Annotated in this window: 25 protein-coding genes; 17 read left to right on the plus strand and 8 right to left on the minus strand. The window is 70.5% G+C overall.

Going from position 1 to position 26,641, the window contains the following annotated elements:
- Positions 1–63 precede the first annotated feature (63 nt).
- Genes thiD through thiE form a run of 3 tightly spaced genes read right to left on the minus strand, consistent with a single transcriptional unit; the run spans position 64 to position 2,242 of the window.
- Positions 64–804 (minus strand): bifunctional hydroxymethylpyrimidine kinase/phosphomethylpyrimidine kinase, encoded by a 741-nt coding sequence (gene thiD / locus BLU09_RS22450; RefSeq protein WP_090491557.1) that lies wholly within the window; start codon positions 802–804, stop codon positions 64–66.
- A complete protein-coding gene (locus BLU09_RS22455; protein ID WP_090491558.1) occupies positions 801–1,565 on the minus strand; it encodes a gamma-glutamyl-gamma-aminobutyrate hydrolase family protein in 765 nt (254 codons plus the stop codon). The genes thiD and BLU09_RS22455 overlap by 4 nt, the downstream gene beginning before the upstream one ends.
- Before the next feature lie 20 nt (positions 1,566–1,585).
- A complete protein-coding gene (gene thiE / locus BLU09_RS22460) occupies positions 1,586–2,242 on the minus strand; it encodes a thiamine phosphate synthase (RefSeq protein WP_090491559.1) in 657 nt (218 codons plus the stop codon).
- 92 nt (positions 2,243–2,334) lie between these two features.
- Here thiE and BLU09_RS22465 point away from each other — a divergent pair, with 92 nt between their 5' ends.
- The 3 genes from BLU09_RS22465 to BLU09_RS22475 are packed head-to-tail and all read left to right on the plus strand — an operon-like array spanning position 2,335 to position 3,652.
- Entirely contained in the window at positions 2,335–2,703 is a 369-nt protein-coding gene (locus tag BLU09_RS22465) for an RNA polymerase subunit sigma (RefSeq protein WP_090491560.1), read from the plus strand.
- Positions 2,700–3,014: a DUF1844 domain-containing protein gene (locus tag BLU09_RS22470; protein ID WP_090491561.1), complete on the plus strand. Its 315-nt coding sequence runs from the start codon at positions 2,700–2,702 to the stop codon at positions 3,012–3,014. The genes BLU09_RS22465 and BLU09_RS22470 overlap by 4 nt, the downstream gene beginning before the upstream one ends.
- The gene (locus tag BLU09_RS22475) at positions 3,011–3,652 is read left to right on the plus strand and encodes a hypothetical protein (protein WP_090491562.1); all 642 of its coding nucleotides are present in this window, start codon (positions 3,011–3,013) and stop codon (positions 3,650–3,652) included. The genes BLU09_RS22470 and BLU09_RS22475 overlap by 4 nt, the downstream gene beginning before the upstream one ends.
- A gap of 6 nt (positions 3,653–3,658) precedes the next feature.
- Here BLU09_RS22475 and BLU09_RS22480 read toward each other — a convergent pair whose 3' ends face one another.
- A complete protein-coding gene (locus BLU09_RS22480; RefSeq protein WP_090491563.1) occupies positions 3,659–4,186 on the minus strand; it encodes a hypothetical protein in 528 nt (175 codons plus the stop codon).
- A gap of 235 nt (positions 4,187–4,421) precedes the next feature.
- Between BLU09_RS22480 and clpB the strand changes: the two genes are divergently transcribed.
- The 4 genes from clpB (at position 4,422) to BLU09_RS22500 (ending at position 10,465) form a co-directional block, all read left to right on the plus strand.
- Positions 4,422–7,046: an ATP-dependent chaperone ClpB gene (gene clpB / locus BLU09_RS22485; protein WP_090491564.1), complete on the plus strand. Its 2,625-nt coding sequence runs from the start codon at positions 4,422–4,424 to the stop codon at positions 7,044–7,046.
- Positions 7,047–7,122: 76 nt separating this feature from the next.
- Positions 7,123–7,806, plus strand: coding sequence for a spermidine synthase family protein (locus tag BLU09_RS22490; protein WP_090491565.1), 684 nt, complete (start codon positions 7,123–7,125; stop codon positions 7,804–7,806).
- 10 nt (positions 7,807–7,816) lie between these two features.
- Positions 7,817–8,833, plus strand: a complete 1,017-nt coding sequence (locus BLU09_RS22495; RefSeq protein ID WP_090491566.1) for an LLM class flavin-dependent oxidoreductase — start codon at positions 7,817–7,819, stop codon at positions 8,831–8,833.
- A 246-nt stretch (positions 8,834–9,079) separates the two neighbouring features.
- On the plus strand, positions 9,080–10,465 hold the full coding sequence (locus BLU09_RS22500) for a di-heme oxidoreductase family protein (RefSeq protein ID WP_090491567.1): 1,386 nt from the start codon (positions 9,080–9,082) through the stop codon (positions 10,463–10,465).
- Positions 10,466–10,476: 11 nt separating this feature from the next.
- Here the strand turns inward: BLU09_RS22500 and BLU09_RS22505 are convergent, their stop codons facing one another.
- Positions 10,477–11,805, minus strand: coding sequence for a DUF418 domain-containing protein (locus BLU09_RS22505; RefSeq protein WP_090491568.1), 1,329 nt, complete (start codon positions 11,803–11,805; stop codon positions 10,477–10,479).
- A gap of 138 nt (positions 11,806–11,943) precedes the next feature.
- Here BLU09_RS22505 and BLU09_RS22510 point away from each other — a divergent pair, with 138 nt between their 5' ends.
- Positions 11,944–13,257 carry an amidohydrolase gene (locus BLU09_RS22510; protein WP_090491569.1) on the plus strand — a complete coding sequence of 438 codons (1,314 nt, stop codon included), beginning with the start codon at positions 11,944–11,946 and terminating at the stop codon, positions 13,255–13,257.
- A 132-nt stretch (positions 13,258–13,389) separates the two neighbouring features.
- On the plus strand, positions 13,390–15,609 hold the full coding sequence (locus BLU09_RS22515; RefSeq protein WP_090491570.1) for an Ig domain-containing protein: 2,220 nt from the start codon (positions 13,390–13,392) through the stop codon (positions 15,607–15,609).
- Positions 15,610–15,658: 49 nt separating this feature from the next.
- Here the strand turns inward: BLU09_RS22515 and BLU09_RS22520 are convergent, their stop codons facing one another.
- Entirely contained in the window at positions 15,659–16,210 is a 552-nt protein-coding gene (locus tag BLU09_RS22520) for a sigma-70 family RNA polymerase sigma factor (RefSeq protein WP_090491813.1), read from the minus strand.
- 308 nt (positions 16,211–16,518) lie between these two features.
- On the opposite strand from BLU09_RS22520, the gene BLU09_RS22525 reads away from it, so the two are divergent.
- Positions 16,519–17,328 carry a DUF6209 family protein gene (locus BLU09_RS22525; protein WP_090491571.1) on the plus strand — a complete coding sequence of 270 codons (810 nt, stop codon included), beginning with the start codon at positions 16,519–16,521 and terminating at the stop codon, positions 17,326–17,328.
- 154 nt (positions 17,329–17,482) lie between these two features.
- Here BLU09_RS22525 and BLU09_RS22530 read toward each other — a convergent pair whose 3' ends face one another.
- Positions 17,483–17,917 carry an arginine repressor gene (locus BLU09_RS22530; RefSeq protein ID WP_090491572.1) on the minus strand — a complete coding sequence of 145 codons (435 nt, stop codon included), beginning with the start codon at positions 17,915–17,917 and terminating at the stop codon, positions 17,483–17,485.
- A gap of 169 nt (positions 17,918–18,086) precedes the next feature.
- On the opposite strand from BLU09_RS22530, the gene BLU09_RS22535 reads away from it, so the two are divergent.
- From BLU09_RS22535 to argC, 7 genes are read left to right on the plus strand one after another with little or no spacing between them, the layout of a single operon-like run.
- Positions 18,087–19,094, plus strand: a complete 1,008-nt coding sequence (locus BLU09_RS22535) for an N-acetylornithine carbamoyltransferase (protein WP_090491573.1) — start codon at positions 18,087–18,089, stop codon at positions 19,092–19,094.
- Positions 19,095–19,137: 43 nt separating this feature from the next.
- The gene (gene argB, locus BLU09_RS22540) at positions 19,138–20,064 is read left to right on the plus strand and encodes an acetylglutamate kinase (protein ID WP_011555079.1); all 927 of its coding nucleotides are present in this window, start codon (positions 19,138–19,140) and stop codon (positions 20,062–20,064) included.
- The gene (locus BLU09_RS22545; protein WP_090491574.1) at positions 20,061–21,122 is read left to right on the plus strand and encodes a M20/M25/M40 family metallo-hydrolase; all 1,062 of its coding nucleotides are present in this window, start codon (positions 20,061–20,063) and stop codon (positions 21,120–21,122) included. Before argB ends, BLU09_RS22545 begins: the two co-directional genes overlap by 4 nt.
- Positions 21,115–22,464 (plus strand): argininosuccinate lyase, encoded by a 1,350-nt coding sequence (argH, locus tag BLU09_RS22550; RefSeq protein WP_090491575.1) that lies wholly within the window; start codon positions 21,115–21,117, stop codon positions 22,462–22,464. The genes BLU09_RS22545 and argH overlap by 8 nt, the downstream gene beginning before the upstream one ends.
- A gap of 25 nt (positions 22,465–22,489) precedes the next feature.
- Positions 22,490–23,680 carry an argininosuccinate synthase gene (gene argG, locus BLU09_RS22555; protein WP_090491576.1) on the plus strand — a complete coding sequence of 397 codons (1,191 nt, stop codon included), beginning with the start codon at positions 22,490–22,492 and terminating at the stop codon, positions 23,678–23,680.
- Positions 23,681–23,687: 7 nt separating this feature from the next.
- Positions 23,688–24,749 (plus strand): hypothetical protein, encoded by a 1,062-nt coding sequence (locus BLU09_RS22560; protein WP_090491577.1) that lies wholly within the window; start codon positions 23,688–23,690, stop codon positions 24,747–24,749.
- Positions 24,746–25,813 (plus strand): N-acetyl-gamma-glutamyl-phosphate reductase, encoded by a 1,068-nt coding sequence (gene argC / locus BLU09_RS22565; RefSeq protein WP_090491578.1) that lies wholly within the window; start codon positions 24,746–24,748, stop codon positions 25,811–25,813. Before BLU09_RS22560 ends, argC begins: the two co-directional genes overlap by 4 nt.
- Here argC and BLU09_RS22570 read toward each other — a convergent pair.
- Positions 25,752–26,552, minus strand: a complete 801-nt coding sequence (locus BLU09_RS22570) for a TVP38/TMEM64 family protein (RefSeq protein WP_090491579.1) — start codon at positions 26,550–26,552, stop codon at positions 25,752–25,754. The genes argC and BLU09_RS22570 overlap by 62 nt on opposite strands.
- Positions 26,553–26,641 lie beyond the last annotated feature (89 nt).

Consider the following 26,641-nt stretch of genomic DNA (forward strand, 5'->3'; position numbering starts at 1 on the left):
TCGCGCGGGCGCGGTGTACATCGCACCCGCCCCTGTCGGTTCACAGGGAGCAGCGGCTTCGACCTACTCCGAGCCCGTACGCAGGTAGCGCACGACCAGCGCGCGGGCCGAGCGCACCGCCGTCTCCAGCGTCCGTCCCCGCCCCAACTCCGTGGCGAGCGCGGACGCCAGCCGACACCCCGTGCCCCGGCGGCCGGGGGCGCGCGCCAATCTCTTGCCCTCCAGCACTCGCACGCGGCCCGGCGTGGCCAGGACGTCCGCCAACCCCTGCGTGTCCGGCAAGTGCCCGCCCTTCACCAGCACCGCGCAAAAGCCGTGCTGTGCCAGTGCCTCCGCGGCCTCGACAGCCTCGTCCACCGTGCGCGCGACGGGGCGTCCCAGCAGCCAGCCCGCTTCATCCAGGTTCGGCGTGAGCACCACGCGCGGCCCGGCCAGAGACAGGTAGGCCCGTGCGGTCAGGCGCGTCAGCGGCTCGCCGCGGGAGGTACGCACCACCGGGTCCACCACCCACCACGCGCCCGAGTCCTCCAGGGCCTGCTGCGCGGCCTCGAGCTGCGCGCGCGCGGGCACCATGCCGCACTTCACCGCGTGCACCGGCCCCAGCTCGCGCGCGGCGACCACCTGCGCGGACAGCACGCGCGGCGGCGAGGCCGTCCAGGTGAAGGTGCGGACACCCTGCGCCGTCTGCGCGGTGGGCACCGCCACCGGCTGGCCCCGCAGCGCGCGCACCGCGGCGACATCCGCCAAGAGCCCTGCCCGTCCCGTGGGCTCCAACCCGGCCAGCAGGAGGACGCGGGGACTCACCGGCGATGCTCGCGCGCCTTCTGCACGAACGCCTTGTAGAGCCCCACGTGCACCGGAATGGTCGTGGACATGTATTCGGGGTGCCACTGCACGCCCACGGCGAAGGTGTGCACGGAGGACTCGATGGCCTCCACCACGCCATCCGGCGCCACCGCGGTAATCGTCACGTCCTTGCCCACGCCGCGCACCGACTGGTGGTGGGTGGAGTTGACCATCAACTGGCCATACCCCACCGCCTCCGCCAGCAACGTGCCGCTCTTCACGTCCACCGGGTGCTGCGGGTGCGTGCGGTCGTGCTTCTGCTCGTGCTCGCGAGCGCCCTCCACCTCACGGCCGATGTCCTGGTACAGCGTGCCCCCCAGGATGACGTTGAGCAGCTGCATGCCGCCACAGATGCCCAGCACCGGCATGTTGCGCTTGAGCGCGCCACGCATGAGCGCCGCCTCGAAAGCGGTGCGCCCCTCCTTCAGCGCCCCCAGGCCCTCGCGCGCATCCTCGCCGTAGGCCGACGGAGGAATGTCGAACGCGCCGCCCGTGACGAGCACCCCGGAGATGCGGTCCAGATAGGACTCCACGCAGGCCGGCTCGTCCGAATACGGCAACACGAAGGGCAGCCCGCCCGCGCGAAGGACGGCGTCCGCGTACGGAACCTTCAGCTCATAACGGGCAAAGGGCTGCTCTCCGGCCGGACTCCAGTCCGGGGTGATGCCGATGTTGGGGCGGCGCGGCGCCGGCCCGTGGTGACGCGAATGGTTGTTCATGGAAGCTCCTGGCTTCGAGGCTATGCCCCGGGGCGCCCCTGTTCAAACGCGGCCACCAGCCGCCTCACACGCTCGGTGATATCCGCGGCGAGCAGCGCGTCGGACACCACCGCCGCGCAGTGCGCCCCGGCTGCCGCCACGCTCGCGATGTTCATCAGCCCCACCCCACCAATGCCCACCACGGGCAGCGGGCTGTCACGCACCACGGACGCGAAGGCCTCCAGGCCCAGCACTGGCGCGGGCACCTGCTTCGTCGACGTGGGGAAGACAGGCCCCAGCCCCACATAGTCCGCCCCCGCCGCTTGCGCCGCCCGCGCGCCCACGACGTCTCGCACCGTGACGCCCACCAGACGGCCAGGCCCCAGCAGCGCGCGCGCATCCTCGGCGGGCACGTCCTCGTCACCCACGTGCACACCGTCCGCGTCCGCCAGCAGCGCCAGGTCCACCCGGTCGTTCACCAGGCACAGCGCGCCTTCCCGGCGGCACAGCGCCACCACCTGCCGCGTGGCGGCCAGCGCCTCACGGACCGGGGTGCGCTTCATGCGCAGTTGCACCACCCGGGCCCCACCGGCCACCAGGCGAGCCGCCTTGTCCACCAGTGAAATCTCCGGCAGGACGGAGTCGTCGCACAGCAGGTAGGGACCGCTGGGAAGGTACGGGCGGGATGGTGCGTTCATCGGCTCTGGAAGGCGGGACGGCGGCGTTGACAGATGGCCACCCTGCTATAAGGTGCCGCGCTGTTTTCCAAGCAATTCTGAGGATTTGAACCATGGCGGATTCGGCGGACCCGAAGTACCTCGATAAGCGCACCGTGGAGCGGTACGTGCGCTCAGGCCAGCTCGACGAGACGGAGTACGAGCGCCACCTCCAGGGCCTGCCCGACGTGGCGGAGAAGTCCGTCCCCGTTGAGACGCTCATGCTCGACGACGCCGACGACTTCGACGACGAAGAGGATGACTTCGAGGACGAGGGCGACGACACGTCCGACGACAGCGATGAGGCCGAGACCTCCGCCGCCGCCGAGTCGACGGATGGTGACGCCGACGACGCCGACGACGCCGACGAGGCCGAGAGCGACAACGAGGCCGCCACCGCTTCGAACGAGACCTCCGACGACGAGGGGCCGGTCTCCGCATGAGCTCCGGGGACGAGAAGCGCGGCGAGACCTTCGTGATGCGGGGGGAAGCGCGCTCCGCGTCCGAGGAGTCGATTTCCTTCAGCACCTTCGTCGTGGGGCTGGGCACCGCGGTGCTCATCCACCTGGGAGGTGCACCCAATCCTGAAACGGGTCAGACGGAGAAGGACCTGCCGCTGGCCCGGCAGAACCTGGACCTCTTGTCCATGCTGCGCGCGAAGACGCGGGGCAACCTGACGGCCGAGGAAGAGAAGCTCTTCGACGGGCTGCTCGCGGACCTCCGCCTGCGCTACGTGGAGGCGACCAAGCGGTGAAGCACTCCAGCAGGAAGGGCCTGCCCGGCGGCATCCGCTTCGCCGCCATCGTGGGCCTGGTGCTCTCCATCTTCACGGGCTGGGCAGCGCTGATGGAAGCCGTCGAAATGGCGAACTTCTACGAGGCGCGCTCGCTCCGGATGGAGCAGGAGCTGCCTCGGATTCCCGGCGCCCCGGCACTCGACCCGAAGATTTTCGAGGTCTACTACGGGGCGCTGGAGCCCATGCGGGAGCCGCGCGCGGTGCTGCTGGGCTTGCTGGCCGTTGCCTGCGCCTTTGTCAGCGTGTCCGCGGCGCGCGTGCTGAATCCGGAGAACCTGCACCGCGACGCCATGAGCCGGGTCCTGAGCCGCGCGGCCATCATCGCCGCCGGGCTGCGCACCATCGACGGCGCACAGATGTCCGTGGCCAAGCAGCGCCTCTTCGCGGCGTTGGCGGAGCCGATGAGCAAGATGCCCGAGTTCCCACCGGACATCACCGTCGAGGCCTCTCGCGAAATCCTGAGCGCGATGGGCGTGGGGAGCGCCATCTTCGGCACCGTGGTGGTGGCGGGCACCTTCGCGATTCTGGGGCAGTACTTCCGCAGCCAGCGCGTCCGCGAGGCCATGGCCGTGCAGGACGGGCCGCAGGCGGAGTAGCCCTCCTCAGAGGGCGTCGGACTCCGGCAGTGTCGCCTGGCAGGTCGGCAGGAGGGCCTCCAGGACGGCGGCCCCTTCTGCGTCACGGCCCTCCAGCGCCAGCTCGTGGCCCGGAGCCACGCGCGGCAGCCGCAGCAGCTCCTTGCGCGTCAGCCCGAACACGTACGCCAAGTGGCCCACCGGCCAGCGCTCCTGCATGTGCTTGAAGGCCGCGTCGTCCATCTGGTCCAGCGGCACCGGGAGCTCCACGTCCTCGTAGACGACCCGCTCGCCGCCCACGCGCCGGCCGTTGCCGTACGCGATGACCTGCTCGCCTTCGTCTGGATCATAGACGTAGGCCTGGACGGCGGCGTTCGTCGCCCGGGAGAGCAGCCGGGGGAGCGCGTGGTGGGCCGCGTACCAGTGCGCGCCCTGCCGTCCCTCCGTGAAGGGAGCCACGTACGCCAGACGGACCACCTTGCGGCGCCGGTTGACGGACACCTTCAGCCCCGTCGCGCCCATCGCACCATCCAGCGCCAGCGCTTCACGCGCCAACCGGAGCAGCTCCAGGCCGCCGAAGCTTTCGAGTCGTAGGAGATATCCGCCGTGTGCTTTCAGTTTCAGCCCCCCAGGGGATTGGGCGCCGCCTATACCCGGCATCATACCCGCTGGCAACTCCGGCACCCTGAAAAGCAGGTGGTTACCAGGAGTCCAAACAATTTCAGGCAAACGGAAACGCCGCGCCACGTGCGCTGCTTGCCAAGGGGTGGCCGACTCTTACGTTGGAGGCATGCGACTCGACAAGTACACAGTGAAGGCGCAGGAGGCGATCCACGAGGGTCAGGCCCTGGCCCGTCGGGCGGACAATCCGCAGTACGAGCCCGAGCACCTGGCCGCTGCGCTGCTTGGCCAGAAGGACGGCATCGTCGACCCCTTGCTCCGGAAGATCGGAGCCGACGTGAAGCTGTTCGCCGCGCGGCTTGGCGAAGCGCTCCAGAAGCTGCCCCGCATGCAGGGGGGCGAGAGCGCGATGCTCGGCCAGCGGCTGCTCAAGACTTTCGACAAGGCCGAGGACGAGGCCAAGTCCCTCAAGGACGAGTTCATCTCCTCGGAGCACCTGCTGCTCGCGCTCACGCACGACAAGGGCGCGGTGGGCGAGGTGATGAAGTCCTCGGGCGTCACGCGGGAGCGCGTGCTGTCCGGGCTCAAGGACGTCCGGGGCTCCGGGCGCGTGACGAGCCAGGACGCCGAGTCGACCTACCAGGCGCTGGAGAAGTACGGCCGCGACCTCACGGAGGCGGCGCGCTCCGGCAAGCTCGACCCCGTCATCGGCCGTGACGAGGAGATCCGCCGGTGCGTCCAGGTGCTGAGCCGGCGCACCAAGAACAACCCGGTGCTCATCGGCGAGCCCGGCGTGGGCAAGACGGCCATCGCGGAAGGACTGGCGCGGCGCATCGTCGATGGCGACGTGCCGGAGGGCCTGAAGAACAAGCGCCTGGTGTCCCTGGATTTGGGCGCCATGGTGGCCGGCGCGAAATACCGCGGCGAGTTCGAGGAGCGCCTCAAGGCCGTCCTCAAGGAGATTGCCGACGCCGCGGGCGAGGTCATCCTCTTCATCGACGAGCTCCACACGCTGGTGGGCGCGGGCAAGGCCGAAGGGGCCATGGACGCGGGCAACATGCTCAAGCCGGCGCTGGCGCGCGGCGAGCTGCACTGCATCGGCGCCACCACGCTGGACGAGTACCGCAAGCACATCGAGAAGGACGCCGCGCTGGAGCGGCGCTTCCAGCCCGTCCTGGTGGGCGAGCCGAGCGTGCACGACACCATCAGCATCCTCCGCGGCCTGAAGGAGCGCTACGAGGTGCACCACGGCGTGCGCATCCAGGACAACGCCCTGGTGGCCGCCGCCACGCTGAGCCACCGCTACATCGCGGACCGGTTCCTGCCGGACAAGGCCATCGACCTGGTCGACGAGGCCTCCAGCCGCCTGCGCATCGAAATCGACTCCATGCCCACGGAGCTGGACGACGTGCGCCGGAAGATGACGCAGCTCCAGATTGAGCGGGAGGGCTTGCGCAAGGAGACGGACCCGCACTCGCAGGAGCGCCTGGGTCAGATTGAGAAGGAGCTGGCCAACCTGAGCGAGAAGTTCAACGCGCTCAAGGTGCACTGGGACGCGGAGAAGACGGCCATTGGCGCCATCCGCAGCCTGAAGGAGAAGCAGGAGAAGGCGAAGAACGACCAGGCCGCGGCCGAGCGTCAGGGCGACCTGAACCGCGCGGCGGAGCTGAAGTTCGGCGTCATCCCCTCGCTCGACAAGGAGCTGAAGGCGCAGAACGAGAAGCTGGCCGAGCTGCAGAAGAACCAGAAGTTCCTCAAGGAGGAGGTCGACGCGGAGGACATCGCCCAGGTGGTGGCCAAGTGGACGGGCATCCCCGTCTCGCGGCTGATGGAGGGCGAGGTCCAGAAGCTGGTCCACATGGAGGACCGGCTGGCGAACCGGGTGATTGGCCAGCGAAGCGCCATCGAGGCGGTGTCCAACGCCGTGCGCCGCGCGCGCAGCGGACTGCAGGACCCCAACCGCCCCATCGGTTCGTTCATCTTCCTGGGCCCCACGGGCGTGGGCAAGACGGAGACGGCCAAGGCGTTGGCGGAGTTCCTCTTCGATGACGACTCGGCCATGGTCCGCATCGACATGTCCGAGTACATGGAGAAGCACTCCGTGGCCCGGCTGGTCGGCGCGCCTCCGGGGTACGTCGGCTACGAGGAAGGCGGCCAGCTCACCGAGGCGGTGCGCCGGCGGCCGTACACGGTGGTCCTCTTCGACGAAATCGAGAAGGCGCACCACGACGTCTTCAACGTGCTGCTCCAGATTCTCGACGAGGGCCGGCTGACGGACAGCCAGGGCCGCACGGTGGACTTCAAGAACACGGTGCTCATCCTGACGTCCAACATCGGCTCGCAGGACATCCAGGCCGGCATGGCGGGCAAGGAGGAGCTGGACGAGCGCACGCGCAACGAGGTGATGGACGCGCTGCGCGCGCACTTCCGGCCGGAGTTCCTCAACCGCGTGGACGAGGTCGTCATCTTCGAGCCGCTGCGGAAGAAGGACATCTACCGCATCGTGGACCTGCAGCTGGCGCGGCTGTCCAAGCTGCTGGCCGACAAGCGGCTGACGCTGGAGCTGACGGAGAAGGCGCGCGAGCTGCTCGCCGAGCGCGGCTACGACCCGACGTACGGCGCGCGGCCCCTGAAGCGCGCGGTGCAGAAGAACCTGTTGGACCCGCTGGCCCTCAAGGTCCTCGGCGGCGAGTTCGTCCCGGGCGACCACATCCAGGCGGATGCGGGCCCGGACGGGCTCACCTTCGCCAAGGTGCTGGTGGACACCTCGAAGGACGTGAAGCGCTCGGCCTAGCCCGGGCGTCCACGGATGTGCCCCGGCCCGGCGTCATGGCTTGACGCCGGGCCGCCTCCGCGCGAAGAGCCCGGCCATGAAGCCCTGGGAGACGCTGGAGCGCGCAGAAGTCCCGGACGTGGGGGAAGTCACCCTGGCCCGGCGCGGGGACGAGTACGTCTTCCGCGTGCGGGGCCAGACGCTGATGTCCAGCCGGCAGCACGGCTCCGAGGAAGCGCTGGCGGAGGCCGGCTGTGAAGGGCTGGCGGGCCGAAGCGGCGTCCGGGTGCTCGTGGGTGGGTTGGGCTTTGGCTACACCGCCCGCGCGGTGCTGGACCGGCTGGGTCCCGACGCGCGTGTCACGGTGGCGGAGCTGCTCCCCGTGGTGGTGACGTGGAACCGGGGGCTGCTCGCGCCGCTGGCCGGGGCGCCGCTGGAGGACCCGCGCGTCGCGGTGGTGGAGCTCGACGTGGGCAAGCACATGGCCCGGCAGTCCGGGACCTATGACGCCATCCTGCTCGACGTGGACAACGGCCCCACCGCCCTCACCCACCCCGACAACCACGGCCTCTATGGGCGCGTGGGGCTGGCGCACGCCGTCCAGGCGCTGCGGCCCGGAGGCGTACTGGGCGTGTGGAGCGCCGGGCCCTCCCCCGCCTTCGAACGCCGCATGGAGCAGGCGGGCTTCACCGTCCAGGTGCTGCACCCGGCGGCGCATGGCACCAAGGGGACGCGGCATACCCTGTTCATGGGCAAGCGGAGGCCCCAGGGACGGCGTTAGTAGGGGCCCCATGATTCCTTTCTCCGTCCTCGACCTCTCGCCCGTCACGCAGGGCTCCACCGCGGCCGACGCGCTCCGGAACACGCTGGACCTGGCACGGCACGCGGAGGACTGGGGCTTCAAGCGCTTCTGGCTGGCCGAGCACCACAACATGACGGGTATCGCCAGCGCGGCGACGTCCGTGGTCATCGGCTACGTGGCCGGGGGGACGAAGCGCATCCGGGTGGGTTCGGGCGGCGTCATGCTGCCGAATCACGCGCCGCTGATCATCGCGGAGCAGTTCGGCACGCTGGAGACGCTCTACCCGGGGCGCATCGACCTGGGGCTCGGCCGGGCGCCGGGCACGGACATGCTGACAGCGCGCGCCCTGCGGCGGGACCTGGCGGCGAGCGCGGACACCTTTCCCCAGGACGTCGTGGAGCTGAAGTCGTACTTCGAGCCCACCGAGCCGGGGCAGCTCATCCAGGCGGTGCCGGGCGCGGGCTTGAAGGTGCCCATCTGGCTGCTCGGCTCCAGCCTGTTCAGCGCGCAGCTCGCGGCGATGCTGGGCATGCCGTTCGCCTTCGCCTCCCACTTCGCGCCCGATGCCCTGCTTCAGGCCCTGGACATCTACCGGGAGCGCTTCAAGCCGTCCGAGTCGCTCGAGCGGCCCTACGCCATGGCCTGCGTGAATGTCTTCGCGGCGGATACGGATGTGGAGGCGCAGCGCCTCTTCACGTCCGTGCAGCAACAGTTCATCCGCCTGCGCCGCGGCACGCCCGGTCAGCTCCCGCCTCCGGTGGATGACATCGACTCCGTGGCTTCGCCCCTGGACCGCGCGAGCGCCGACCACGCGTTGAAGTACTCCATCATCGGCGCGCCTGACACCGTTCAGCAGGGCCTGGCCGCGTTCATTCGGCTCACGGGAGTCGATGAGCTGATGGTGACGGGCATGGTCTACGACCACGCCGCGCGGCTGCGCTCCTTCGAGCTGACTGCGCAGGCGCACCAGCGGCTCGCCGAGGCAGAAGCGGCGCAGCCAGCCTGAACGCCCTCCTCCCAGGCGGAGCGTGAGACACCGCGTCTGTAGCCATGAACGACACACACGCGTCCGCCCTGTAGCGGAACGCGCTACACGGCCACGCGCCTCGTCCTCGCCAACGCCGTTTCTCCCAGCAGCAGCCTGGCTGCGCGCCTCGTGGCGCGATGGGTGCACACCTCGCTGCCGCGGATGGCGCTTCGCCTCGAAGCGCGTCACGGGAAACGAGTAGGCTTTCCCTCGGGAGACGTTCTGATGCGCAGGCGGCTGTACCTTCTAGGCATTCCCGTCGGAGCCATCGCTATCGCCGCTGTCTGGGCGAGCACGCACCGGCTGCCCCGGCCTCTCGAGCTGGGCGCACTGCCCGCCACGACGGAGCCTGGAGAGGAGCTGTCTGGCGGACTGGGCTCCGTGCCGGACCCGGGACGCAACGCCTTCGGCCGCGCTCCCATGAACATGCCGCGGACGCGCTGGGAGGACTTCCACGCGGGCAAGCGCGTCTTCGGCCGCGACTGGACGGACGTGGACGGCCCCATCCAGGTGGGGCCGCTGTTCAACGCCCCCTCGTGCATGACCTGCCACGTGAAGGATGGACGCGGCCAGCCCCCCGCCTCCCCGAGCGAGACGCCCGTCTCCCTCGCGTTCCAGCTGAGCGGGCCAGACGGCCGTGGGCCGCATCCGGTATATGGCGCGCAGCTCGATGTTCGCCACGTCGACGGAACCGGCGCGGAAGGCAGCGTCGAGGTGACGTACGAAGAAGTCACCGGCCGGTTCGCCTCGGGCGAGACCTACGTCCTCCACCGGCCCCGCTACCGATTCACCCAGCTGTCGAAGGGGCCCCTCGGAGAGGAGACCCGCTTCTCTCCTCGCGTCGCGCCCGCGAACTTCGGCCTCGGCCTGCTCGAGGCCATCCCCGAGGCGGCGGTACTGGCCCACGAGGATTCCGAGGACCGTGACCAGAATGGCATCTCCGGCCGGGCCAACCGTGTGCGGGACGCGGCGACGGGACAGACGCGGATGGGGCGCTTCGGCTGGAAGGCCAACCAACCCACGCTGCACCAGCAGGTGGCACACGCGCTCGTCACCGACATGGGACTGACGACGGAGCTGTATCCCCGCGAGCAGGGACGCGAGGCCAGCGAGGCCGCCCCACCCGAGGTCAGCCCCAAGGAACTGGACGCGCTGCTCATCTACGCGCGATTGGTCGCCGTGCCCAAGCGCCGGGACTGGGAAGCCGCCGACGTCCTGCGCGGCAAGGCGGTGTTCGGCGCCATCGGCTGCGCGGGGTGCCACGTGGCCACCGTCTTCGAGACGGAAGGTGTGCCCGGCTTCCCCGAACTGTCCGGCCAGCGCATCCGCCCCTACACGGACCTGCTGCTCCACGACATGGGCGAAGGGCTCGCGGATGACCGTCCGGACGGGCTCGCCACCGGCACCGAGTGGCGCACCCCGCCGCTGTGGGGCGTGGGCCTCGTGAAAGCGGTGAACGGCCATACCCGCTTCCTGCATGACGGGCGGGCTCGCGACCTGGAAGAGGCCGTGCTGTGGCATGGCGGCGAGGCCGCGCCAGCCCAGGAGCGCTACACGCGCCTGCCGCTCCTGGACCGGCAGGCGCTGCTCGCGTTCCTCAACTCACTCTGAGCCCTCCCCACTCAAGGAGCGCTGACGCCGGGGACACCTCCGTCGCCAGCGAGCCGCCGCATGGGTTGGACCCTTCCATACGTGAGCGAGCGCCACAGCCACTCCGCGGGACCGAAGCGGAAGCGCGCCAACCACAGACGGCTGAGCACCACCTGCGCCGCGAAGATGACGCAGCAGATGACGACGATGCGCGACGGCGGCAGCTTGCCGATGAAGCCCAGGCCCCAGCCGTCATAAATCCAGATGCTCACCGCGGACTGCATCAGGTAGTTCGTCAGGGCCATGCGACCCACGGGCGACAGCACGCCCAGCCAGCGGCTCCAGCGCTCCCGCTGGAAGAGCAGCGCGAAGGCCGCGACATATGCCGCGCCCATGGCGATGTAGCCGGGCTCCTGGAAGCCGTTGACGATCATCATCCAGGGCCCCTTCGGGTCCCACTCCAGCACGCCGGCTTTGCGCAGGCGGAACAGCAGCAACCCACCGCCATTGAGGACGAGGCCCACGCTCAACCCCCAGCCGAGAATCCGGCGCAGCAACGCCCGGTGACGCTCCACGTCCTGCAACACGAGCAGACGCCCCGCAAGCAACCCCAGCAGGAAGCGCCCCAGGATGAGGCTCATCCAGAGCACGCGCCGGAAGCCGCCGCCGAGGTTCTCCAGGAAGAAGCGTGCGTTGCCCACCTGCGCCGTCCAGAACGACTCGCTCGACAACGCCACCAGGGTGTCGGCTCTCAAGGCCATATCCCGGGCCTGACTGGCCTTCGCGGCCTCGGCCGCGGCCTCCGCGCCGTGCAGCAGGATGGGCGTGTAGCGAATGGCGGCGGGCACCAGGAACGGCATCACGGTGACGAGCCCCAGCGCCCAGAACAGCACCGTGCGGTTGGAGCGGGCCCGGAAGGCCATCAGCAGGAAGCCCACCATCGCGTAGGTGTGGAGGATATCGCCCGTCCACAACAGAAGGGCGTGCGCCAGGCCGATGCCGAAGAGCATCAGCAGCCGCCGGCGGTAGAGCGGCGCGGCGGAGACGCCCCGTGACTCGGCCCGCGTGAACTGGAGTGCGAAGCCCAGGCCGAAGAGGAACGAGAAGATGGAGATGAACTTCTGCGTCACGAAGAGCTGATAGATGGCGCCAATCACCTGCTCCAGCAGGGGGGCATCCAGCGCGGACGCAGCCTCACGGGGCATGAAGGCCCGTCCACTCAGCCACATGAGGCTGTTGGACACGAAGACGCCCCAGAGCGCGAAGCCACGGAGGGCGTCCAGCAAGACGACTCGCTCGGAGGCATCCACCGGACGCGCCACGGGCAGGTCGTCCGCCACGGGAGAACCAGATTGGGACATGCGTGAAGCAGACGCGCTCTGCCTCCTGGCCGTCAATCCGGCACCTTCGAGGGTGACGGGACATACGGGCTTGCCCCTCCTGGCACGGCGGGTGTGCTGTAGTGGCCCCCCGCTCCCCGACGGACAGGAGTCCGCCCCGTGAAGATTTCCCCCCTGCTTTCCCTGCTGCTCATCTCCCTGGCCGCGCCCGGCGGCCTCGCGCTCGCCGCGGAGACGCCGCCCGTCCTGGGTGGACTCGACGCCATCTACCCAGAGCTCGACGCGCTCTACCGCGACCTGCACCAGACGCCGGAGTTGTCCAACCAGGAAGCCAAGACGGCGGCGAAGCTGGCCGGCCGGCTGCGCAAGCTCGGCTTCGAAGTGACGTCCAAGGTGGGCGGGCACGGCGTCGTGGCCCTGCTCCGCAACGGCCAGGGCCCCACGGTGATGCTGCGCGCGGACATGGACGCGCTGCCCGTGGAGGAGAAGACGGGCCTGCCCTATGCGAGCAAGCAGAAGGCGAAGGACGCCGCGGGCGCGACCCACCCGGCCATGCACGCGTGTGGCCATGACGTGCACATGACGTCGTTGTTGGGGACGGCCACGCTGCTGGCCCGCTCGAAGGACCGGTGGCGAGGCACACTGCTGCTGGTGGGTCAGCCGGCGGAAGAGGTGGGCGCGGGCGCCCGGCAGATGCTCCAGGACGGCCTCTTCAAGCGATTCCCCAAGCCGGACTTCGCGGTGGCGCTCCACGTCAACACCGCCGCGGCGGGCACGGTGGAGTTCACCCCCGGGTATGCGATGGCGAGCGTGGACAGCGTTGAAGTCACCCTGCATGGCAAGGGGGGACATGGCGCCTATCCCCACACCACCGTGGACCCGGTCGTGATGGCGGCGCGCGTCGTGCTGTCACTCCAGACGCTCGTCAGCCGCGAGAAGAACCCGCTGGAGCCCGCGGTGGTGACGGTCGGCTCCATTCATGGCGGCGCCAAGCACAACATCATCCCTGATGACGTGAAGCTCCACCTCTCCGTGCGCTCGTACAAGCCCGAGGTCCGCAAGGCCCTGCTGGACGGCATCGAGCGCATCGCCAAGGCGGAGGCCATGGCCTCCGGCGCGCCCCGTCCACCCGACATCGCCATCACCGAGGGCACGCCCTCCACCTTCAACGACCCCGCCCTCACCCGGCGGCTGGTGGGCGCGGTGTCCCGCGTCCTGGGCGAGAAGAACCTCCAGGAGGCGCCTCCCGTCATGGGCGGCGAGGACTTCTCCGAGTACGGGCGCGCGGGCGTTCCCGCCGTGATGCTCTGGCTCGGCTCCACCGAGCCGCGGCAATACGCCCAGGCGATGGCCGCGGGGACCGCGTTGCCTTCGATGCATTCGCCCCTCTTCGCGCCGGACCGCGAGCGCACGCTGCGCACGGGCGTCACCACGCTGACCACCGCCGCCCTGGAGCTGCTCGACAAGCCGTGACGGCCGGGGAGCGCGCAGCGCCTTGCCCCCGGGCCGGCACCTGTTCGGCGGCGGGGTTCGCGAGACGCCCACGCTGATTTGACTCGGGGGAATGCGAAACCGTAGACAGGGCTCCTCTCGCATCGCGACAGGATGTCCCCCTTGCTCAATCGCAATCGTTCCCTGCGAGCCCTGCTGGGGGCTTCGCTGTGGTGGGTCGTCTCCGGCTTCCAGTCCGAGGCCATCGTCAGTCACGAAGGCACGGTCCGCAGTGGCACCTCCGTCTCACTGAGCCTCCAGGTCTCCTCCGGGCCTGGCCAGACCTCCGCGCGCACCGGTCAGCTGGTGGCCTGCATCGCCCTGCCCGTGGGCTGGCAAGCGCCGGGCGGCAGCTACACGCATGCCGGCTCGGCGGCCACCGCCGCGCAGCCGGGCGCCGCGGCGCTCTCCGCCGAGGCCCAGTCCGCGTGGCCCGTCGACGGCGCCAGCTGGCACTGCCTGGTGTCGGAAAACGTGACCACGACGAACCAGGAGGTCCAAACGACCGCGCAGCTCACGCTTCCCGTGCCCGCGGTGGCCCAGGGGGCCTACCGGGTGCGGTACCAGAGCGGGTTCCGCGAGATGACGCCTCCGGTCGGAGGGGGGCAGGATCCGGCCTACCAGCCCACGGACTTCTCGGGACGCCTGGAGCGCCTGCTCCACGTCAACGTGGCCCCCGCCACCACCTTCGACGACTGGCAAGCGGGCGTCGCCACCGGCATCCTGGTGACGCCGTCCGTGACGCGCGCCTGGCATGGCAACGGGACGTTCCTGGCGGCGGCCACGGGCAACCCGGAGCTGCTGCGCTCCTCGGACGGGCGCCAGTGGACAGGCTTCGTTCCCGTGTCGGAGGGGACCACGTCACCCCTCCCGCTGGAGCGGCTGGTCTACTCCCAGCGCAAGTGGTTCGGCCTGTCGAACGGGCGCATCGTCGTCTCGTCCGACAACGCGCATACGTGGGCTCCCGCCTACCAGGACCCGGCGCCCGGGGGCCGGCGCTTCCTGGAACTCGCGCTCAGCGGAAACCGGATGGTCGCGGTGGGCACCGCGGGCCTCATCGCCAGCTCCACGGACGGCCAGCGCTGGACCGATGAGAGCATCAACAGCGCCTATGACGTCGTGACGCTGGTGCCCGGTCAGAGCAGCTTCCTCGCCGTGGCCCGCCCGATGGCGGGCGCGCCCTCCCAGCATCCTGTCCTCGTGCGGCCCCAGGGCGCTGGCGCCGCCTGGGAGGTGTTCCAGCCCGCCACGCTGTCCGGGCTCACCATCGCCCAGCTCATCGCCGGAAACGGTCGCTTCCTCGCCTTCGCCCGGCCCAACCAACTGCCCCCTCTGGCGCCCCAGGCGGTGGAACCGACGAGCGGATTCTTCCTCTCCGAGGACCTCGGCGGCACCTGGACGCGCGTGGAGAGCCTCCGGCTGCCCGCCGACGCTCCGCTCCCCACCCCGCTCATGACGTTCGTGGACCAGAGCTTCGTCGTCAGCTGGACGGCCGTCGACCCGCAAGTCGTGGGAGTGCTGCCCTCATTCGAGCTGCACGTGTCGGCGGATGGCAAGGAATGGACGGCGCACCCGACAGGCGCGGGCGGCAACTATGCATCCACGGCCTTCGCCACGGGCGACACCTCCGTGGTCGCGGTGAGCCAACGGCGTCTGCTGGTGGCCTCGCGCCGGGCCTGGCCACTGCCGGAGCTCCTCACGGAGACGCTGCCCCCATTCCGGCTGGGCACGGCCGCCAACGTGGAACTGAGCACGCGCGGCTCGGGCACCCTGACGTTCGAGCTGGAGGGCACGCTGCCCTCGGGCCTGACGTTCTCCCCCACGACGGGCACCTTCACCGGCACGCCCGCGCAGTCCGGTAGTACCGCCGTCACCGTCCGGGTTCGCGACGCGCGTGGCGGTGTGGCGGCGCGCACGTACAGCGTGGACGTGGTGGGCACCCTGAGCATCTCCAGCGGCGCGATTGCGTCCGCGACCCAGGGCACCGCGTACGAGGCGCGCTTCACCGTCCAGGGCGGCCGGGCGCCGTATACGTGGAGCCTGGACGGCGGCACCGTGCCCGGAGGCTTGACGATTCAGCAGCGCGACGGCGCCTACGTGCTGAGCGGGATTCCGACCGCCAGCGGCACCTTCCCGCTGACGGTGCGGGTGACGGACTCGGCGAACCAGACGGCGGCGCGGAGCGTGTCGCTGCAGATCGCGCCCACGCCTCCTCCGATTGAGGACAAGGGCGACGCGCCCAGCGGCTGTGGTTGCAGCGGCGGCGGCGCGGGCGTCCAGGCACTGGGGCTGGCGGCGCTGGCACTGATGGGCCGAGCCCGCCGCAAGCGCTGAGCCCGACGCCCCCCTGATTCCAACCCGGCCCGCGTGGACGCGCGGGCCGTCAGTTGCCCAGCCGCGTCAGCAGCCACTCCCGGACGTAGGCCCAGTCGCGCTTGACCGTGACGGGCGACACGCTCAGCACCGCGGCGGTGTCCAGCAGGTCCAGGCCCACGAAGTAGCGCAGCTCCAGCATGCGCGCGAGCCGCGGCTGGAACGTGTCCAGCTCCGAGAGCGCTCGGTCCAGCTCCAGCACCTCCATGCTCAAACCCGCCGGGACATCCGCCTCCACGTCCCCCAGGCTCACCCGCTCCAGCCGGGCCTCGCGGAGCTGCGCCCTGCGCAGCCGCGCCCGGTCCACCATCACCCGCCGCATGGCCTGCGCCGCGGCGCTGAAGAAGTGACGCCGCGCCTCCACCGGGGCCCCCGCGCCGAACAGACGCAGCCACGCCTCCTTCACCAACACCGCGGGTTGCAGTGACGGCGTCGACGCCGCATCAGACATGGCCCGCTGCGCCATGTCCCGCAGCTCCCGGTAGGCCGCCGCCGTCAACGCATCCCGCGCGCCCTGCTCACCCTTGCGCGCGTGGTCCAGCAGCTCTGTCAGCTCCGACATGCCCACATTCACCTCCAGGCCAGACGGGTTCGCCGCCCTCACAGAAACTACGCCCTCAACGAGAAATCTTGGAAAACTGGGGCGGATACCCCTCACGGTGCAACGATTCCCCCGTCCGGAGGGGTGGGAAACGACAGTGTCCTACAGTGGGAGGCGTTCACCCGCTGACGTCAGGCCGAGGCGCACCCGCAGGCACGTCGGAAGCAGGGCATTCCGGTATTTCCCCGGGTCGTGCTAGCGAGCCGCTCGCGTCCGGCGGGCCACACCCTCCGTCTGGGCGCCACCACCCTCCGTGCCCGGGAGTCGCCATGAAGCCGCTGCTGTCCGCCCTGCTGCCGTTGCTGTGTCTTGCCTCCTCCGCCTCCGCAGCGCCGCAAGCGCCCGTCGCCGTGCAGTCCGACCTGGCATTCCTGTCCGGACCGCCCACGCTGACCTTCGCCGCGGACTGGAGCGTCACCCTCAGCGGCCAGCCGGAGGCGGGCGGCGCGCTGGACATCGCCTATGACACCTCGCGCCTGCCGCTGTGCCGAGGCACCGGGTGGACCATCACCGGCTTCGCCATGTCGAACCGGGGCCCGGTGCAGAGCTTCCCCGTGGCGGATGCCACCACGGTGGACGCCATCGCGCAGACGCAGCTGGCCCTGGCTCAGGGCGGCACGTTGGAGCTGTGGTTCCAGAACACGGACGCCACCGGCTGCTCCCACTGGGATTCGAACCTCCAGTACAACTTCCACACGTGGGTGACGCAGAACCCGACGATTTCGTTCCACCCCGCACCAGCGTGGACGTACACGGTCCACGGCACGCTCCAGGGCGGCACCACGCTGATGGTGGACTACGACATCGGCCGCATCGCCCAGTGCCGGGCGCAGTACATGAATTACAAGGCCTGGGGCACCACGGCGTACTACCGCATCAACGGCGGCCTGGTGACGATGCTCAGCCTGACGGCGAGCTGGGGTGAATGGGACGCCGAGTTCTGGAGGCAGATCCCCGCCTTCATTCCGCTGCCGCCCGGCCCCGCGACGCTGGAGCTGTGGTTCTCCACCCAGGACCGCAAGGGCTGCCAGCAGTGGGACTCGCGCTACGGACAGAACTACGTCTTCGCCATCCAGTGACCTCCCGCGCTCCGGGACGCGTCGATGCATTGCGCATGTGATTCCAAGTGATGCCCGTCGCGGTCCAACGGTCGCCGGCAACGAAAGGCGTGTTGACGGCGCCTGCGCCAGGGACGCAGCCCCATGACGAGCGTCCCCTGACGGGGCGCGCCTCTCACGCCCCCAGCGAGAGGAGCCGCTCCACCGCCGCGCGCACGTCGCGCAACAGCGCCGGGTCCGTCACCGCGACGAAGATGGTGTCATCCCCCGCCACCGTCCCCGCGAGCCCCGGCAGCTCCCGCTCCTTGTCCAACGCCAGCGCGAGCACCGGCGCGAACCCCGGCGCCGTTCGAATCACCAGCAGGTTGGGCGGCGCTTCCAGGATGGTGACGCGAGGCCGCTCCGGCATCACCGCGGGCGTGGCCGGCGCGCGCTGATAGCGCCCACCCACCTTCAAGATGCCCAGCTTCTTCAGGCGCCGCGACAGCGTCGACTGGCTCGGCGCCTGGCCTTCCGCCTCCAGGAGCTGCTGCAGCACGGCCTGATCGCCGATCTCCCGCTCGGCGATGAGCCGCAGGATGGCCTCGTCCAGATTCATTCCCACCAACATGCATCCCCGTGAATATTCATGCAAGAACATGCATGCGCCTGTTGCGAATAATCCGCTTGCGCGGCGCGTCTTTCTGCATAATATCCGCCGCCTTTTCGCGGCAATGCACGCATTTTCACGCATATTCATCACGAATATGCAGGTAGCCGCTGCCGGGGAGGACAGGCCCATGAAGCACGTCACGCACATCAAGGATCTGGGGCCCGAAGGCGTGGAGGCGGTGCTCGCGCAGGCGTTCGCGTGGAAGCAGAAGGGCCCGGAGCACGCGCTCTTCGCCAACACGCTGCTGGGGATGGTGTTCTTCAACCCGTCGCTGCGCACGCGCACCTCGTTCGAGGCCGTCATGCTGCGCGGCGGTGGCAACGCCATCATCCTGGACGTGGGCGCTGGCGTCTGGAAGCTGGAGCACCGCGAGGGCGCGGTGATGAACGCGGACCGGGCCGAGCACCTCAAGGAGGCCGCGCCCGTCCTGTCGCGCTTCGTGGACATGCTCGGCGTGCGCACCTTCTCGCAGGGCGGCGGTGACGAGGAGGACGAGCTCGACCCCGTCATCAACGCGTTCCGCAAGTGGTCCACCGTGCCGGTGGTGAGCATGGAGTCCGCGCGCGAGCACCCCTGCCAGGGTCTGGCGGACATGCTGACGCTGCGCGAGACGTTCGGCAGCACGAAGAAGCTGCCGGTGACGCTGACGTGGGCGCCGCACATCAAGCCGCTGCCCAAGGCCGTGCCCAACTCCTTCCTGCTGAGCGCGGCGGCGGCGGGCTGCGAGATTCGCGTGGCGCACCCGCCCGGGTTCGACCTGCACCCGGCCGTCCGCGCCGAGGCGGAGGCGTACGCCAAGGCCACGGGCGGCAGCGTCACCTATACGCACGACCAGGACGAGGCCCTGGCCGGCAGCCGCGCCGTCTACGCCAAGTCGTGGGGCCCCACGGCCGCTGCGGCGTTTTCGCCCAATGACGTCTCCGCGCTGCTCGCGTCCTATTCCGGTTGGATGCCCACGCGCCTGACGATGTCGCGCGCGCAGAAGGACGCGGCCTTCCTCCACTGCCTGCCCGTGCGCCGGAACGTGGAAGTGGCCGATGAGGTCCTGGACCACCCGAGCAGCCGCGTCGTAGACGAGGCCGGCAATCGCTACCACGTCCAGCGGGCGCTGCTGCACTGGATGCGTTCGCGTTGAGCGGCCCCTCCGCATTCTCCCTTTCCTGACTTCGAGGTCTCACGTGCCCCTTTCGCCCGACCCCTATTCCGCGCTTCGCCACGCGGCGAAGTACGTGCAGCAGTTCCGCCGCAAGACGTTCGTGGTGAAGCTCGGCGGCGCCATGCTCAGCGACCCGCGTCTGCGCCGCGCCGCCTGCGAGCAGATTGCCCTGCTGTGGACCTTCTCCATCCGCCCCGTCGTGGTTCACGGCGGCGGTCCGGAGCTGGACACGCTGTGTGACGCCCTCCACCTGCCGGTGGAGAAGGTGGCCGGCCGCCGCGTCACCTCCGCGCCCGTGCTGGACGCGGCGAAGATGGTGCTCGCGGGCAAGCTGCACACGGACCTGCTGGCGGACCTCCAGGCGGCGGGCGTGCCCGCAGTGGGCCTGAGCGGCGTGGACGCCGGCCTCATCAAGGCGCGCAAGCGCCCGCCCGTCATGGTGACGGAAGCCGGTGCCACCGAGGGCAAGCTGGTGGACTACGGCCTGGTGGGCGACATCGAGCAGGTGGACACCCGCGTGGTGGAGCACCTGCGCTCGGCCGACTACGTGCCCGTCATCGCCCCCCTGTCGGGCGGCACGGACGGCGCCGTGTACAACACCAACGCGGACACCGTCGCCGCCGCGCTGGCGGTGGCGCTGTCCGCCGAGAAGCTCTTCTTCCTGGTCCAGGTTCCGGGCCTGCTGAAGAACGTGAGCGACCCGTCGTCGCTCGTCACGCTGGCCAACCTCACGGACCTGGCCACCATGGAGAGCACCGGCGCCATCGCGGGCGGCATGAAGCCCAAGGCGCACGCCATCCGCCACGCGCTCGTGGGCGGCGTGGGCAGCGTGCACCTGGTCAGCGGCGTGCAGCCCAACGCGCTCCTGGAGGAGGTCTTCACCAACGAGGGCAGCGGGACCATGGTCGTGCGGGAGAACGCGCAGAAGCCCGCGGGGGCGGTGGGATGACGGCGGCGGAGCTGCTCCAGGCGCTGGTGGCCATCCCCAGCGTGTCAGGTGACGAGGGCCGCATCGCGGACACCGTGTCCGGGTGGGCGGAAGGCTGGGGCGCGCGCGTCCAGCGGCAGGGCCACAACGTGTGGTTCTCCGTGGGGAGCGGGCCGCGCCGGCTGCTCGTCAACTCGCACCTGGACACGGTGAAGCCGTGCGCCGGGTGGACGTACGAGCCCCACGCGCCCGTGTGGCGCGAGGACCGCCTGTACGGCCTGGGCAGCAACGACGCCAAGGGGTGCGTGACGGGCATGCTGCTCGCCGCGCGGACCCTGCTGGCCGAAGGCGCGCCCACGGGCGCGGAAGTGGTGTTCGCGTTCACCGCGGAGGAAGAGACGGGAGGCCAGGGGCTGGGAACGCTGTTGCCCAAGCTGGGCCCGCTGGACGCCGCCATCGTCGGCGAGCCCACCAGCCTCAAGCCCTGCACCGCCCAGCGCGGCATGCTGCTGCTTCGCTGCACCGCGCACGGCAAGAGCGCGCACGTCGCGCACGCGCACGCCACGGAGGCCGTCAACGCCATCCACCTGGCCGCGACGGACATCGCGGTGCTGGCCGCGCTGCGCTTTCCGTCCCACCCGCTCCTGGGCGAGGCCCGGGCGCAGGTGACGCAGGTGTCGGGTGGCCTGGCGCGCAACCAGGTGCCGGACCAGTGCGAGTTCTTCGTGGACCTGCGCACCACGCCGGGCATGGAGCACGCGATGGTGGCCCGGCAGGTGGCGGGCGCGTTGAAGAGCGAAGTGAAGGTCCATTCGGAGCGCTACCTGCCGAAGGCGACGTCGGCGGAGCAGCCCATCGTCCGCGCGGCGGTGGCCGCGTCGGGCGCGCAGCCGGTGGGCTCCAGCACGGCGTCGGACTGGGCCTTCCTGGGGGACCTCCCCGCGGTGAAGGTGGGCCCTGGCGACACGCTGCGCAGCCACCTGGCGGACGAATTCATCACCCGGGCGGAGCTGGAAGCCGGCGCCGCCTTCTACACGCAACTGGTTCGGGGTTACTTCGAGGAGGTGGCTCGTGGCTGACACGCTGTGGGGCAAGGGCCTTCCCCTGGACGCGGCCATCCACCGCTTCACGGTGGGCAACGACCCGGTGGTGGACCTGGCGCTGGCGCCGCATGACGCGCTCGGCTCGGCCGCGCACGCGCGGATGCTGGCGCGCGTGGGCCTGCTGAAGGACGCGGAGGCCCAGGCCCTGGTGACGGCGCTCAAGGCGCTGCACGACGAGGCCCGCGCGGGCACGTTCGTCATCCGCCCCGAGCAGGAGGACGGCCACACCGCCCTGGAGGCGGCGCTGGTGGAGCGCGTGGGCGAGCCGGGCAAGCGCATCCACCTGGGGCGTTCTCGCAACGACCAGGTGCAGCTGGCCCTGCGCCTGCTGCTGCGTGAAGAAGTGCTCACGCTGGGCGCGCGGGCGGCGGAGCTGGCGGGGGCCTTCCTGGACTTCGCGCAGGCGCACAAGGACGTGGCGCTGCCGGGCTACACGCACCTGCGCCGGGCCATGCCTTCCACCTTCGGTCTCTGGGGCATGGCGTTCGCGGAAGGGCTGCTGGAGGAGCTCGAGGCGCTGCGCGGCGTGTGGGCGCGGCTGGACCGCTGCCCGCTGGGCGCGGCGGCGGGCTTCGGCGTGCCGCTGCCCATCGACCGGGAGTACGTGGCGGCGCTATTGGGTTTCTCGCGCGTGCAGCGCAGCCCCATCGACGTGCAGAACGGACGCGGCCGTCACGAGTCCGCGGTGCTGGGCTGGGCCTGCTCGGTGGCGGGCACGCTGGAGAAGTGGCTGTGGGACGTGCAGCTCTACAGCATGGACGAGTTCGGCTTCCTCGGGCTGCCGGACGCGTACACCACGGGCTCGTCCATCATGCCGCAGAAGAAGAACCCGGACGTCGTGGAGCTGGCCCGGGGCCGCTGCCGCGAGCTGCGCGGGCTGGCGCATCAGGTGGAGGCCGTCGCGGGTGGACTGCCCTCCAGCTACCACCGCGACTTCCAACTGCTGAAGTCCCCCACCCTGACGGCGCTGGGCTCCACGCGGGAGCTGCTGGACGTGCTCACCCGGTTGGTGCCCGCGCTCCAGGTGAAGGCGGACGCGGCGGCGCGTGCCAGCGACGACACGCTGTACGCGGCGCACCACGCCTATGCGCTGGTGGCCCAGGGACAGGCCTTCCGTGACGCCTACAAGCAGGTGGGCCGCGAGCTGGTGGAAGGAACGTTCCGTCCAGACCGCGGCGCCCTGACGGCCACCCACCTGGGTGGCGCCGGCAACCTGGGCCTGCCCCAGGCCCGGGAAGAGCTGGCCGCCTCGCGCGCCTGGCTCGATGAGACGCACCGCCTGGTGGCCGATGCCGCCGGGCGCGTCTGGACGGTTTGAACCGCATCCCCGCGAGGAGCGAATCATGAGCAACAAGAAGAACGTAGTGCTGGCCTTCTCCGGCGGACTCGATACCGCATTCTGCGCCGTCTACCTGCGCGAGCAGGGCTACGACGTCACCACCGTCACGGTGGACACCGGCGGCTTCCCGCCCGAGCAGTTGGAGCGCATCGCCGCGCTGTCCAAGCAGCTGGGCGCGGTGGAGCACGTGACGGTGGACGCGCGCGAGACGCTCTTCCAGGGCTATCTGCGCTACCTCATCGCCGGCAACGTGCTGCGCGGCCAGGTCTACCCCCTGAGCGTGTCCGCGGAGCGCGCGTGCCAGGCGGCGGAGGTCGTCCGCGTGGCGCGCGAGAAGGGCACCCAGGCGCTGGCGCACGGCAGCACGGGCGCGGGCAACGACCAGGTGCGCTTCGACGTGGCCTTCCGCTCGCTGGCGCCGGAGCTGGAGCTGCTCACGCCCATCCGCACGCTGTCCCTGAGCCGGCAGCAGGAGCTGTCCTACCTGGCCGAGCGCGGCGTGCACATGCCGCCGAAGCTGGGCTCCTACTCCGTCAACGAGGGCATGTGGGGCACCTCCGTGGGCGGCGCCGAGACGCTGGACTCCTGGAAGGCGCTGCCCGAGGCGGCCTTCCCCGGCGGCGAGCTGTCGCAGGACCTCAAGCCCCGTCCCCTCACGGTGTCCTTCGAGAAGGGCGTCCCGGTGGCGCTGGACGGCGAGAAGCTGGGCCCCGTGAAGCTGGTGGAGGCGCTCAACGCGCTGGGGCGCACCTACGGCATCGGCCGGGGCGTGCACCTGGGTGACACGATTCTGGGCATCAAGGGCCGCGTGGGCTTCGAGGCGCCGGCGGCGCACCTGCTCGTCACCGCGCACCGCGAGCTGGAGAAGCTGGTGCTCTCCGGCAAGCAGCTCTTCTGGAAGGAGTCGATGGGCAACCTCTACGGCTCGCTGCTGCACGAGGGGCACTTCTTCGACCCGCTGGTGAAGGACCTGGAGGCGTTCCTCACCTCGTCGCAGGAGCGCGTGACGGGTGACGTGCGGCTGGTGCTGCACCCGCGCACGCAGGTGGTGGAGGGCGTGCGTTCGCCGCACTCGCTGATGGACGCGAAGGTGGCGACGTACGGAGAGGCCAACGTGTTGTGGAACGGCTCGGAAGCCGCGGGCTTCGCCAAGCTGTACGGCGTCGCGCAGATGCTCTCGCATCGCGCGAAGTGAGGGTGCCATGAAGGTTTTCGTCGACAAGGTAGGCAGTGTCACCCGCAACCTCGGCCTGGGCCGGACCGTCCACCTCGCGTCCGAGGTGAAGGCCGAGGAGGGCGCGGTGGTGGCCGTGCGCATCCACGGAGAGAAGAGCACGTACAACCAGCTCGAGGACGTGCACGGGCGCCTGGTGACGCTGCACGCCGGTGACATCGTCGTGGGCGCGCTGGGTCACCGCAACGCGCTGCACGGCTATGAAGGCGTGGTGCCGGCGTCCGTCACCGTGGGCGAGCGGCTGCACGTGCTCAACATGGGCGGCGTCATCGGCAAGTGCACGTCGCACAACCACGGCGTGGGCCTGCCCTTCGAGGCGGAGGTGCTGGGCCAGGTGCTGGAGTTCCCGGAGCTGATGTCGCGCACCGGGCAGCCGGCGCACGTGTCCTCCGGCGCGCTGAAGGGCACGTCGTCGCCGGTGAAGTGCCCCGTCGTCTACGTGGTGGGCACCTGCATGAACTCGGGCAAGACGTTCGCCTCGGCGGCCATGGTGCGCAAGCTGGCACAGGCGGGCTTCCGCGTGGGCGGCGCCAAGCTGACGGGGGTGTCGCTGATGCGCGACACGCTGAGCATGCAGGACTCCGGCGCGGACGTGGTGATGGACTTCACGGACGCGGGCATCGTCTGCACGGGGCCTCGCACGGGCGCGCGCGTGGCGCGGGTGCTCTTCTCCGAGCTGGCGGCGGAGAACGTGGACGTCATCGTCGCGGAGACGGGCGACGGCATCATGGGCGAGTACGGCGTGCAGGGCATCCTCGCGGACCCGGAGCTCAAGAGCCTGGCGGGGGCGTGGGTGCTGTGCGCCAACGACCCGGTGGGCGCGTCCGGCGGCGTGCGCCACCTGCGCGAGGCGTACGGCATCGAAGTGGACGTGGTGGCCGGACCGGCCACGGACAACGCCGTGGGCGTGCGCTTCGTGGAGCAGGTGGTGGGCATCCCCGCTCGCAACGCCCGCGCGGACGCGGCGGCGCTGGGCGGACTCATCCTGGAAAAAATCGCCCCCAAGCTGGGCGCGGGGAGGAAGTCATGACGCAGGTCAACATCTACATCCTGGGTGCCTCCGGCTTCGGCGGCGGCGAGCTCTTGCGCATCCTCTCCGGCCACCCCGCGGTGGGCAGCATCCGCGCGGTGTCGCGGCACCACGCCGGCGAGCCCATCCACAAGGTGCACCCGCACCTGCGCGGACTGGTGGAAGGCCGCTTCGAGGGCGAGCCCGACTGGAAGTGGCTGGCGGACTGCGAGCAGCCCGTCGTCTTCAGCGCGCTGGGCCACGGCGACCTGGCCAAGCAGTTCGCGGGCCTGGAGAAGCAGTGGGCGGAGGTCGGCATCGCCGAGCGCCTGCTGCTGGTGGACCTGTCCTCCGACTTCCGGCTGGACCACCCGGGCCGCTACGCGGGCGCGTACGGCCGGCCCCACCCGTCCCCGGAGCTGCTGGGCACCTTCACCTACGGCCTCACCGAGTGGAAGCGCGACGCGGTGAAGACGGCGAAGCGCATCGCCAACCCGGGCTGCTTCGCCACGGCGGTGCAGCTGGCGCTCCTGCCCATCGCCTCCACGCCGGGCTTGGGGCTGCTCGCGGTGTCCGGCGTCACGGGCTCGTCCGGCTCCGGCTCGCTGCCCGGTGAGGGCACGCACCACCCGACGCGCGCGCAAGACTTCCGCGCGTACAAGCCGCTGGAGCACCAGCACGAGGCCGAGGTGGAGGTCATGCTGGTGGCCCACGGCGCGCAGCGGCACCGGCTGGCCTTCGTCCCGCACTCGGCGCCCATGGTGCGCGGCATCTTCGCCACCGTGCAGTTCGAGTGGCCGGAGCACGGCGGCGCCGTGGTGACGGCGTCGCTGATGGAGCGCTACCGCCGCTACTACGAGGGCTCGAAGTTCGTGCGCATCGTCGAGGGCACGCCGCGCATCGCCGCGGTGGCCGGCAGCAACTTCTGCGACATCGCGGTGGCCACCAAGGGCCGCTCGGTGGCCGTGATGGCGGCGCTCGACAACCTGGTGAAGGGCATGGCCGGCCAGGCGGTGCAGAACTTCAACGTCGCACTGGGGCTGCCGGAAGACACGGCGCTGCGCCAGGCCGCCTGCTACCCGTAGGCCGCACGTCCCTGGGGCCTGGGCGCACGCGTCCAGGCCCTCCGCTCGCAACGGCCGCCTCCTTCGCGAGCAACTCCCGCATCAGCTTACGCCCCAGGACGAGCCCCAGCAGCAGGCTCACCACCATGCCGGTGGCGGACACGGCCGTCATCCACGTCTTCCCCTGCCCCAGCGAGCTGCCAAAGAGCGCCGTCAGCAGCGTCCCGGGGAGGGTGCCCACCACCGCGCCCAGCGCCAGCGGCGCGTAGCGGGCGCCTGACGCGGACGCCGTCGCCAGCATCACATCCGCCGGAATCACTGAATTGATGCAGGCCAGGAAGCCGAGCTGGAAGCCATGCTCGCGCGCCGCGCGCTCGAACACCGGGTGCTTGTCCCCGGCCAGCCGCCGCATGGGCTTGCGGCCCAGCCTGCGCGCCAGCAAGTGGATGAGGCCCGAGGCCAGCAGCGTCCCGACGAGCGCGTAGGCCGTGCCCGCAGCCATACCGAAGAGGATGCCGCCCACCGCCGTGAAGAGCTGCCCGGGCAGCAGCGTCACCGGGCGCACCGCGAGGAGCAGGATGAAGGCCAAGGGCGCCAGCGCCCCCAGGGGCCTCAGCCAGCCCGACAGCGTCTGCTGATCCAGGTATTGCGGCCCCAGCAGCCGCAGCCCCACGAGCAGGCCGACGGAGATGCAGAGCGGTCCGATGAGCTTGAGGCCCGCGCTCAGCCGTCCTCCCTTGGAGCGAGGGTGCTTGGACATGGCTCAAAGCTGGGAAGCCCCACGCGGGAAGGCAAGAGCAGCCAGGCGAGAGATGACACCTTGCATTCCGCCTCACCCTGGCAATTTGC

It is taken from the genome of Myxococcus virescens, assembly GCF_900101905.1.
GTDB classification, from domain to species: domain Bacteria; phylum Myxococcota; class Myxococcia; order Myxococcales; family Myxococcaceae; genus Myxococcus; species Myxococcus virescens.